Source organism: Paenibacillus sp. B1-35, from assembly GCF_050474385.1.
GTDB classification, from domain to species: Bacteria; Bacillota; Bacilli; order Paenibacillales; family Paenibacillaceae; genus Paenibacillus_B; species Paenibacillus_B alvei.
This window is the reverse complement of sequence record NZ_JBCHVJ010000001.1, coordinates 503,792-515,686: the sequence shown is the minus strand read 5'-3', so window position 1 is coordinate 515,686 and position 11,895 is coordinate 503,792. Positions and strand designations below refer to the sequence as shown.

At 46.5% G+C, this 11,895-nt stretch carries 5 protein-coding genes; all 5 read right to left on the bottom strand.

Features of this window, described 5'->3' with window-relative positions:
• Positions 1 to 8 precede the first annotated feature (8 nt).
• On the bottom strand, positions 9 to 9,509 hold the full coding sequence (locus ACQ5BJ_RS02350; RefSeq protein WP_430108229.1) for an amino acid adenylation domain-containing protein: 9,501 nt from the start codon (positions 9,507 to 9,509) through the stop codon (positions 9 to 11).
• A gap of 231 nt (positions 9,510 to 9,740) precedes the next feature.
• Positions 9,741 to 10,340, bottom strand: coding sequence for a class I SAM-dependent methyltransferase (locus tag ACQ5BJ_RS02345; RefSeq protein ID WP_268620274.1), 600 nt, complete (start codon positions 10,338 to 10,340; stop codon positions 9,741 to 9,743).
• Between the two features lie 106 nt (positions 10,341 to 10,446).
• The gene (locus ACQ5BJ_RS02340; protein WP_430108226.1) at positions 10,447 to 10,728 is read right to left on the bottom strand and encodes a hypothetical protein; all 282 of its coding nucleotides are present in this window, start codon (positions 10,726 to 10,728) and stop codon (positions 10,447 to 10,449) included.
• Between the two features lie 5 nt (positions 10,729 to 10,733).
• Positions 10,734 to 11,159 carry a hypothetical protein gene (locus ACQ5BJ_RS02335; RefSeq protein ID WP_430108224.1) on the bottom strand — a complete coding sequence of 142 codons (426 nt, stop codon included), beginning with the start codon at positions 11,157 to 11,159 and terminating at the stop codon, positions 10,734 to 10,736.
• 201 nt (positions 11,160 to 11,360) lie between these two features.
• On the bottom strand, positions 11,361 to 11,768 hold the full coding sequence (locus ACQ5BJ_RS02330; protein WP_005550923.1) for an Rrf2 family transcriptional regulator: 408 nt from the start codon (positions 11,766 to 11,768) through the stop codon (positions 11,361 to 11,363).
• Between the last annotated feature and the right edge of the window lie 127 nt (positions 11,769 to 11,895).

Below are 11,895 nucleotides of genomic sequence, written 5' to 3'. Positions count from 1 at the left end.
TATTTATTTTATGTTCTTGCTTTTCCTCTGAGATCTCTTTGCCTTTTCATCAGTGATTTGCGTGATTCCACCCTTTCTTCGACATCAGCAATCCGCTCTTTGCGAACGGACGGCTCGAACAGGCGGCTTGCCAATGATGCAATCGTGGGATGCATGAAAAAGTCGGTCAGCTTTATCTGGCTGTTTCGTTCCCTGCGGATTCTTTCAACTAATAGCGCAGCATGCAGTGAATGTCCCCCCAGCTCAAAGAAATTATCATTTCGTCCGACTTCCCGCACATCTAACACTTCCTTCCACATGTCAGCAAGAATTCGTTCTCCTTCATTGCGCGGCAGGGCATCTCGGGATACAGGAGATTTTGTTGCATTCGGAAGAGACAGTGCATGCTTATTGACCTTCCCATTTGTGTTCATAGGAATGCTGTTTAACTGCACAAAAAAAGACGGGATCATATAGGCAGGAAGACGGCATCCTAAATATTCACGGAGATTAGATACAGGCAGCGGTTCTGGTTCTGCCGATTCATAATAGGCAATCAAATATGTGCTGTTGCCCGCCTCTTCCCCGTCTACGACTACCGCTGCACGGATTGATGGATGGTTGGACAATGCGGCAGCAATCTCGCCAGGTTCAACCCTATTCCCGCGAATTTTCACTTGATCGTCCAGGCGGCCCAAATATTCGATGGTTCCATCGTTGAGGTAACGGGCACGGTCTCCGGTACGATACATTTTTCCGTATCCATCATCGTGATCTCCATTCAGCTCTTGTACGAATCGTTCAGCCGTAAGCTTCCGATTGTTCATATAACCCCGTGCCAGGCCCTTACCTGCGATGCACAGTTCACCTTCGATGCCGACGGGCTGAATCAGGCCGTGATCGTTCATAATATAAATTCTTGTATTGGCAATCGGCCGACCTATCGTAATGCGCGTATCATGAGTGAGTTCCTTGACGGTCGACCAGACGGTTGTTTCTGTCGGGCCGTACATATTGAACAAACGGGCGCTCGTTATCGTACGGACACGATGCAATAGCGTTTCTGTCAGCGCCTCTCCCCCAATTAGCATATAGCGCAGCGAACCCAGCGCTTCTGCCATGCGGGTATTATCCAGCAGCATCCTCAGCCGGGCAGGCGTCGTTTGAAGAAGCTCGATCCGATGATCCTGGCATAAATGAGCAAGTCGCTCAAGCTCCATTTGTTCCTCATGCGTTGCCATAACCACCGTACAACCTAGCATGAGCGGCAGCAGCGTTTCGAGTACGAAAATATCAAATGAGACAGTCGTCAAAGACAATACATTGTTTATCGTTTCGAGTGGTATTTCTTGAATGATGCCCACGAGCAAATTATGAACCGAACGATGCTCGATCATGACCCCTTTGGGCTTGCCCGTAGAGCCTGATGTATAAATGACATACGCGAGATCTGACGGGCTAACGGATGAACATGGGAATGCAAGGGAGTCTTCTTCGCATGACATAGGCAGCCGATCCAGCAATACGGTTAATTGTTTATCAGGAATCTTCGCCACATGCGCAGAATCCGTTACAACCACCCGACATCCGCTATCGTGTATGATGCTCGCAATCCGTTCTTCCGGCAGAAGCGGGTCAAGCGGAAGATATGCGGCTCCAGCTTTGCCTACAGCCAACAAGCTTGCCACTAGCAATATCGAGCGATCGGCAAGCACTGCAACGACTTCATTTCGGGAAACGCCTAGTGATCGAATCGCATGTGCCAACTGTGCAGACTTTCGGTTCAGCGCCTCGTAGCTCATCTGCTCTCCATTGCAAATAAGCGCGATTTGATCAGGCGTTATTGCTGCCTGCCTTTCGAAAAGGCCGTGGATAGTCTGTTCGTCCTGAATAGCTACCTGCTTTCCAGCGAACCTAGCGCAAAGTCTTTTTTGCTCTTCGTCGTTCATCAGGCCCATGCTTCTTACTTCTATGTCAGGATTGGAAATGGCCTGCCTCAGCAGCTCAATAAAGCAGTTTGTCCACCGAACTGCAGTATCCTTGGCGAACAGCGTCGAAGCATATTCCATATTTCCATGTAAGCCCTTTTCGGTTTCGGTTATCGACAAAGTCACATCAAACTTAGCGGCCGAGTAATCAAAATGGTGCTGCCGAAGGCTGGCTCCATCCAAAGCGAGCTCCGCATTCTCCATGTTCTGCAATATGAACATGGCATCGAATATCGGATTGCGGCTCAACTCCCGAGGCGGAGCAACTCGTTGTACAAGTTCCTCAAAGGGATAATCTTGATGTTCCAGCGCACCAAGCACGAACTGCTTGACAACCTGTAAATAGCCAGAGAATGATTGATTGGCGCTTGGGGACATGCGTAGCGCCAACGTGTTCACGAACATGCCTACCATCCTTGCCGTGTCTGCTTGGCTTCGGCCTGCTACTGGCGTTCCGACGATAACTTCTTCCTGATTGCTCAGTTTTGACAACAGTAATCCATAAATTGACACTAACACCATATAGATTGTCGTATTTGTTTGTCTTGCCAGACGCTTTACATTCCTTGTCATTTCCTCATCCAGAAAGAAGTTTACGCATCCTCCCGAATAGCTGCGCAATGCCGGCCGAGGAAAATCAGTCGGCAAGTTCAACACTGGGATCTCCCCGGTGAACTGCTTCATCCAAAATTGTTCCTGCTGCTTTATGGTCTCCGTGCGCAAACTAGTTTGCTGCCAAGCCGCATATTCTTTATATTGCAGCTGTAGCGGCAACAGTGTGTTGCCCGCGTACAATTGAGTTAGTTCTTCGGTTATCACTGCGACAGAAGTACCGTCGGATATAATATGATGCATGTCCAGGAGAAGGAGATGACGTTCCGGCTCAAGCTTTACAAGAGCTGCGCGCAGCAGTGGAGCCTGTCCTAAATCAAATGGCCGGATAAAGGAACGGATGAGTTCCTCTGTGTTTTCTCCAATCAGCTCCTTACAAGCAAGCTCAAACTCTGTGTTCGCATGAATTCGTTGAACGGGCTTGCCATCCACGATATGGAAAGAGGTGCGAAGCGGCTCATGTCTCGCGATGAGAGCCTGCAACGCTGCTTCCAGACGCTCTCTGTCAATAAGCCCTATAACTTCCAATGCGGTCGGCATATTATAATTCAACTCTCCGCCCTCCAACTGCTGGAGAACGTACAACCGTTTCTGCGCTGAAGATACGGAATAATAATTTCTCCTCCCGATCCTCGGGATCGTGTCGTAGTCGGCATGTTTCCGATGCTTAATCGTTTCAGCCATTTGTTCGATCGTCGGGTACTGAAACACGTCTCGCAGCGGCAATTGGACGCGCATCTCTTTGTGCAATTTGCTAACTAAAGTGCTTGCCCGCAGGGAATGGCCTCCTATTTCGAAAAAGTTGTCCTTTACGCCGATGCGATTCCCAGGCAACCCGAGCACATCTTGCCAGATGCGCGCAAGCTGCATTTCCGTTTCTGTCCGCGGCGCTACATGTTCCTCGTCATGCCGCAAGCTTACTGTCAAATCATCCAGTGCTCTCCGGTCTACCTTTCCGTTTGTCGTCAATGGCATTTTCGCAACCTGCGAGAAATAAGACGGAATCATGTATGCCGGCAATTTATCCGACAATGCGACTCTCAGCTCTTTGCCCGTTAATTCCCTGTCCGCCACTACATAGGCGCAAAGCTGTTGTGCACCGCTTTCATCAGATTGCGCAATGACGAATGCCTCTCTTACCGAATCGATTGTTAATAACTGGGCTTCAACTTCTCCCAGTTCGATGCGGAAGCCACGGATTTTGACCTGATCATCCATTCGTCCAACATACTCTATCGTCCCGTCAGGCATCCATTTCCCCAGATCTCCCGTTCGATACATCCGATTCCCATTCGAAAATGGATGATCCACGAACTTTTCGCTCGTTAAGTCAGGACGATTCAAGTAACCGCGTGCGATCCCGTCTCCGGCAATACATATTTCCCCCGTCATGCCGATAGGCTGTAATCCGTTGCGCTCATTGACGATATAAATGGACGTATTGCTGATCGGTTTTCCGATTGGAACGCTTATGGCATTATCATCCACTTCATTGATATCATGGTAAGTCGCGAATACGGTTGCTTCTGTCGGACCGTATATATTTTTAATAATTCCGGGACCGAGACAGTTCAGCGCTTTGCGTACGTGAGATACGGAAGCGCGCTCGCCTCCGACTAGAATTGATTTCACATGGCGCAGGCATTCCAGGTTTGTGTCGACGAGAAGATGAAATAGCGCAGTTGTAATTACCATTCTCGTAATCTGCTGCCGCTCAATCCGTTCTGCAAGTTGTTCGATATTCAATACCGACTCTTGCGGGATAAGAATGAGTCTGGCTCCGTTCAATAACGTCCCGAAAATATCGAATATCGATCCGTCAAATGAAAAGCTGGAAAGCTGCAATATACGATCCTCTTCGGAAATTTCGAGAAATTTCGATGCATGCACAAAATGCACTACATTTCGATTGGTTGTTAGAATGCCTTTCGGTTTTCCCGTCGTTCCTGACGTGTAGATCACATATGCCAAATGACATAGAGTGGAAACTGGTTCTAAATTTGTCATGTCTTTGCTATATAGATGCGGATCGTCCAACGCCACGATTTTGCATTGCACATGGATTGAATCAAGCAACCGGCGATGTCCCACTATGATTTGAGCTCCCGAATCCTCCAGCATGAAGTGAACTCGCTCCTGCGGATAATCCGGATCGATTGGCAGGTAAGCGCCTCCTGCCTTCAGAATGGCCAGGATGCTTATAATCATCTCGATCGAACGTTCGACCATGATCCCTACTCGTGCATCCGGCACGACACCAGCCGATTGCAGCGTTCGCGCCAGACTATTCGCTTTTTCATTCAGTTCTCGGTAGGTGAGCCGCATGCCTTCGAACTCGACCGCCACAGAATTCGGTGTTTTCTCTGCTTGTTCCTCGAAAAGCTGATGTATCGTCCTCTCTCTGGCATATTCCATCTCTGTACTATTGAAGTTGCTCAAAATTAACGCAGATTCTTCGGGAGTTAACATCTGCAGCGAGGCCAAATCTGCCTTCGGATGATTGATTACCTGGCTGACAAGCTGCTTGAAATGCCCTGCCATGCGTTTTATGGTTTCCTGCTTGTATAAAGCTGTCGCATATTCAATGCTGCACGCAAGCCGGCCTTCTTCCTCCGAAGCCTGGAAGGTCAAGTCGAATTTTGAAACCGGCCGCAAACTTGGCTGCGGCTTCAAGCGCAACCCGAGAATATTCACTTCAGCTTCTTCCGTGTTTTGCAATACAAACATCGTGTCGAATATTGGATTACGGCTCTTATCCGGCGCCACAAGAACCTTTTCTACGAGTTCCGCAAAAGGATAGCTTTGATTCTCCAAGGCTCCCAATGTCGTTTCCTTTATTTCTTCCAAGTAAGTCAGGAATGTTTTGTCCCCGCTCGGATGACTGCGAATGGCTAGCGTATTGACAAACATACCTATGAGCGGTTGTAAGTCTTCGTGCGTCCTGCCGGCAATCGGGGTGCCAACCACAATGTCCTCTTGCCCTGAATATTTGTGAAGCATGACCACATAGACAGTGAACAATACCATGAACAGTGTTGTTCCGGTTTCGGATGACAATCGTACGAGTGCCCTGCTCGTTTCAGCATCCAACTCAAATTGATGCGTATCTCCCTCGAAACTTCGCACGGCAGGTCTTGCATAGTCAGTCGGCATTTCCAATACTGGCAATTGTCCTTCCAGCACGCTTAACCAGTATGCCTCCTGAAGTTTCGCTTCTTTCTGCTGTGCTTCGGACATTTGCCATGCCGTGTAGTCTTTGAACTGAATGCGTAAAGGCATCAGTTCCTCTCCGCCGTACAAGCGGGAAAATTCATCGATCAGAATCGCGGTCGAGACGCCGTCAGAGATAATGTGATGCATATCGAAAAGAAACAGATGCCGATCGTCCTTCAATTCAGCCAAGCCTACCCGCATAAGCGGAGGTTTACTTAAGTCAAACGTCCGGATAAAGGCATTTTCAATTTCCGCCGCTTCTTCCTCGCCAGCATGCATATATTCGATTTCGAAATGGATCTCATCATGCACGCACTGCATAGGTTCGCCGTCAACCAGCTCGAATCCGGTTCGCAGCGTTTCATGTCGCGCAATCAGATCTCGAAACGCCTTCTCAAATTGTTTTCGACACAATGATCCCAAAATCAACACACTGCCGGACATGTTATAGCTTTGATCTGCTCCCTCAAGCTGATGAAGGGTATAAAGCCTTTTCTGAGCAGATGAGATCGCGTAATATTCTCTTTTTTCCGTTACGGGAATAGGTTTGTGCGTCCGCTGCTCCAATTCGCTTATCGCCTGGGCCATTGCCTTAATCGTAGGGAACCGGAATACGTCACGCAGCGGGAGATTGACTTGCAATTCTTTATTAATTCTGCTGACCAGCATTGTTGCGCGCAAAGAATGTCCACCAATATCAAAGAAATTCTGCTTAACGCCGATCTGTTCAACTCCCAACATTTCTTTCCACATGTCTACAAGTCTGATTTCCAATGGAGTCTCCGCCACTTCGTGTTCCTCTTCGACAGGCTCGATAGCTTTCGGCGTTGGAAGAGCATTTCGATTTATTTTGCCGTTGAATGTCAAAGGCAGGCGGTCAAGACGCAGGAAGCGCGCAGGAATCATATAGGTCGGCAATGTTTTCTTTAAGAAACACCGAAGTTCTTTCATATCTAATGAGCACTCGGAAACAACGTAAGCAATAAGATAGTTTTCCCCGCTGCTGTCCATTCGGTCGATTACGACTGCTTGATGAACTCCTGGAAATGCTAGCATTGCTGCCTCGATTTCTCCAAGTTCGATGCGAAAGCCGCGGATTTTAACTTGAAAATCGATGCGTCCGATGAGATCAACATTGCCGTCAACCATCCACTGCGCCAGATCGCCCGTGCGATACAGTCGTTCACCTGGAACGAACGGGCTTGGTACGAACTTTTCCTCACTAATGTCCGGGAGATTCAAATATCCTCTGGCCACTCCCGGGCCGCCGATGCACAGTTCGCCCGGCATTCCTATCGGAACGGGATTGAGCTGCCGATCTACAATATAGAATCGTGCATTCATCCAAGCTTTGCCGATCGGTACGCTTCCCGTCTTCGGCAATAGATCCAGCGGCTCGTCATAGTAACTTGAATCGATTGCCGCCTCCGTCACCCCATAGCTGTTAATAATCCGGAATTGGGAGCCGTAGCGCTCCTGCAATGTCCGGTAATCATTAACACTGCAGCTATCGGAGCTGACGATCAGCAGGCGCATGGAGCTCATATTGAAATCGTGCTCGTATGCGTAATTCATGAACGGGATGATGAGTGCGGGCGTAGATTCGAATATCGTAATTTCAAATTTCTGAATCCAGCCATCTAGCCGAGACGGATCGACCCGGTCTTCTGCCGGGCAAATGATCATCGTCCCGCCATTATAAAGCGTTCGTGCTATGTCTCCGACGAACACGTCAAAAGAAAAGCTCGTAAGCTGAAGGAGCTTTACAGGGAATTGGTCAAGACCGTATTCTCGTCGATTGGCCTCGGCTGTATTCGTAAGGGCCGAATGCTCGATCATGACGCCTTTCGGGCGTCCGGTCGTGCCTGATGTATAAATCACGTAAGCCAGATCAGATGGCTTGTTCAGATTAGGCAAGTTCGCATTGTCTCCGTTATTAATCGTTTCGTCGTCCATGCAGAGTACGGTTCGCAGGGACGGCAGTTCCCCAAGAACTGGAGAACGCTGCAGGAAATGCGACTGCGTCAGCAATAATGTCGCCCCGCTATCAACAATCATGAATTGAATGCGTTCCTCAGGATAATCGGCATCGATCGGAACATACGCACCTCCCGCTTTCCATACAGCCAAAACGCCAATGAGCATATCGACGGAACGATCGGCCAATATTCCAACAATTGATGCTCTGCCTATACCGTGGGCTTGCAATGTTCTTGCCAACTGATTTCCCTTCTCATTCAACTCCTTGTAGGTAAGCTTTTTGTCTATACAGATGACGGCCTCATGGTCGGGATTCTGCTTGGCTTGTTCTTCAAAAGCTTGATGCAATAAGCGCTCCGGGCGATGCGGCAGAAAATGAGGATTAAACTCCGTCAACAATCTGCTTAGCTCCCTTTCCCCGACTATCGACAACTCGCGCACAGTTTGTTGGGGGTTTGAAAGTATCTGATCCGCAATAATAAGCAATTGCTCCATAATTCTCTCAATTTCGTGTTCTTTAAATAATTGAATCCGATAGTCTGCATGCAGGCTCATCTGTTGTAAATCTAAGAAATCCTCGATATGTACAAAAAAGTCATTCGTCTCATGGCCGCAAAATCTAGCGTTCAGTTGAACAGAGATATCGCCATATTGCGTCCAACGAATTGGCGTGTAGTTCAAGGACACGCGAAACAGGTCTTGCATATCTCTTTTCGCATCTCGATCCCGCAAATCTTGGATGAGGTGGTTGTATGGGTATTTTTGATGACGGAAATAGGCTTGCTGCTCTTTGAATACAAGATGGAGTAAGGATTCCAGTGTTTGATCGGGGTCAAACGACAATCGGGTGGCAACCGTGCTTACAAACATTCCTAAGGCTTCTTTCTCGTTCCTGCTTGTGCGGTTTGCAAACACGGTACCGACGGGAACATCGACATTTCCCGTATGTTTGTACAGCAGCAGATACATGGAGGTCAGAAAAAAAACAAAGGCACTAATATTGCTTGCTTCGCTAAATGCTCGCAATCGACAGTATTGTTCATCGGTGAGGGTGACGCTGATCCTTTTTGCGTCTGTTAATGGTTCATCAGGGGAAGAATGTTTCAATCCAGTGACTTCCGGCAATGTTTCGAACTTTTTCATCCAGTAACATTTATCTTTTCGATAACGTTCCGACTTCATATAATCTTGGTCGGCATGGATGTACTCCATATATGTGCCTTTTGGAACAGGGAGCGGATTTATCCCGCTTTTTAATGCCGTATAATTATTCATGATGAACTTGCATAATTGATACATGGACACGCCGTCCGCAATGATATGGTTGACTTTCAAGTTAAACCAATATTCTTCATCATTGATTTTCATAATGGCAATCTTATACTTGTCGATTTCGAACATGCTGATCGGGGAGCTGCAAAATCGTTGCATCCATTTTTCGGCTTCCGTGCGGCTCGCCATTTCCAAATAATCGATTGAGGGATGAATATTGGACTCATCTTCAAACCATTGCATGGGTTGATTATGCTGTTCGGTTATGCGAATCCGAAATGCATCGTGATCTTTGATGAGCTTTTGAACAGCCTGCATAAGAAGGGATACATCAATAGCTCCCCTCATTACCATCGTTCCGGCCATCATGCTTAATGTTGTATTCGGGTATAAAAGCTCCGTGTACCATATTCTTCGTTGCGCCTGGGTTAAAGGAAATAGTTTTTTATCCATGGTGGGTGCCATCAGTCCTCCTGATTGTTTCGTTTTCCTATCATAAGTAATAGTAGGTTAAGCGAATTCGGAGTTTGTCTTGGCTAAAAGGCAGAGGTACTATAATCGCCCTACTTTGTAAAATAGTAGCACCCATAGATTTTGTTTACAATATAATCCTTGGAATTTTAACACAATTGATTTATTTTGAAATGTAGAGTAAACCCAATTAAAAGTAATGCATCTCTCCAAAAGGCTAAATTATTATAGCCTCAGCACGAATTGAATAACATGGGCTAATCCAGTGTGTCCTTTCCCTTCTACGCGTTCCTGCTCTCCGTAAAAGAAATGCAGCACTTTTAATCCCCTAGACCAAGCGAGGATATCCGTAGGCTCGTAAAGCATGTCAATATCGGAAGGTCCGCCTGTTCGATAATGGATCTGCTCCTTCGAGTAGACCTCAATCATGATCATGCCGCCAGGCTTTACAACCTGCTTAAGCTTATTCAGAACTACAAGCTGATCACTATGATGAAAATGACCAAATACCATGATCGCCGCATCATATTCTTTTTGAGGGACATCTTCTGTAAGAAGGTTCATCTGCTTGGTATGCACATGGACATTGTGCTTTAGAGCCAGCTTCTGCGTTTTAGCCAGACCTTTCTCTGAGTAATCAACGGCCGTCACTTCATGTCCCGCTCGCGCTAAATAGACTGCATTTCTCCCCTCACCCTCCGCAAAAGCAATGATGCGTTTGTGGCTGTCTAATCGGTACGCCTGCTCTCGTATAAATGCATTTGGCTCTTCCCCATAATAATATTCTGTTGAATCATATCGCTCATTCCATGGCATGTTCATCATAACCCCTCCTATAAAAATTACATATTTTTCGAAGATACTTTATTGATATCTGATATCGTATTCTGTTCAAAATCTTCTTCCGATAGATCTTGATTTACACGCATTGCTATCCGACTTCCATCGGCCTCGGCAAAGACAACTTGGGAAGGTGAAGAGGAGACCGCATCCCCAGCTGCGTAAAACCGGGTATCGTAGTTTTTCCCAATCCTTCTGTCATGATCCCGCCAGATGTTGATAATTCGCAGCCCAATTGCTCTGCAAACGATGTACTCTGTATAAACTTAGGAGTAACAAATCCGCCCGACCTCGATATTTCCGTTCCATCCTCGAATCGAATGTGTTCCAGCAAGCCGTCTGTTCCGATGAACGACGCGATTCTCTGCTCCATAATTTTTATTCCTTTTGTGTACAGTTGAAGCTTCTGATCCGTTGATAGGACTGAATGTCCATTCGTACAGACGACGATATCCCTGCTCCATTGATAAAGCAATTTGGCTGTATGGAATCCGGAAACATGCTCAGAACAATGACAAGCGGTTGATCACGCAGTTCCCAGCCATCGTAATATACGCAATTGAATAAACTTCGTCCATACAGTGGAGCAAAACCGTCAATTTCCGGAAATATTTCCTTTACCCCGGTCGCCAGTATTAATTTTCTGGCTTGAATCCGTTTTCCGGATGCATCTTGCACCTCGAAGTTTGATTCATTTGATTCAATTTTGCTAACCGAAACTGCTTCGCTTTTCAGCAGACTGACAGATGGATATCTCTGCAGCTCGCCATGTGCAATGCGCCGAAATTCAGGAATCGTAATCATAAATCATGATGCTCATCTCCTTATTTAAGATATTACGGACTAATTATATCTATGATACTAATAAAAAAATATTTTTGCGATGTAGACAAAACAGGTAAAGCGCCAAAGCATCTCTCCCTAATTGCAATACCAAATCCGTTGGTATTATTACGAATACAAGTTAAATCTAACTCTAAATGAATAAACACTCTCCTAACGGCTTTACGAGTGTTTATTCTTGTTTACTTGTTGAGCAATATCCACCAATTTCTTATTCTTGAGATGATTTTCCATTTTCGCTTCTGCTTCCTTCATTACGGCCTGGATTAAACATTCATCGCCATGAACGAAATTACATTCGAATAAGGAGGCAGTCCCTTCAATGGCATGGATAATATCCAAAAATGTGAGCTCGTCTCGATTACGAGTCAAGCGATAACCGCCATTCGCTCCTGAAATCGATTCAATCATGCCGGCTTTCACAAGCCTTGTTAATATTTTGGACAGGTAAGTTGGAGACACGCCCTGGGTTTCGGCCAATTGTTGTACACCTACCGGTTTTACGGGGGAAGCCTCAATCAGTGTGAGCATGGTGTGCAGTGCATAATTTGTTGCCTTTGTGAATTTCATGAATATACCCTCTTTAATTACAGACTTATTTTGTCTATGATATCTATAAATTGAGGAGATGTCAATGTTAACTACCTAGGGATTGAATTATTCCCTCCTAAATTTCATTCTACCTTTGCACCGTGCT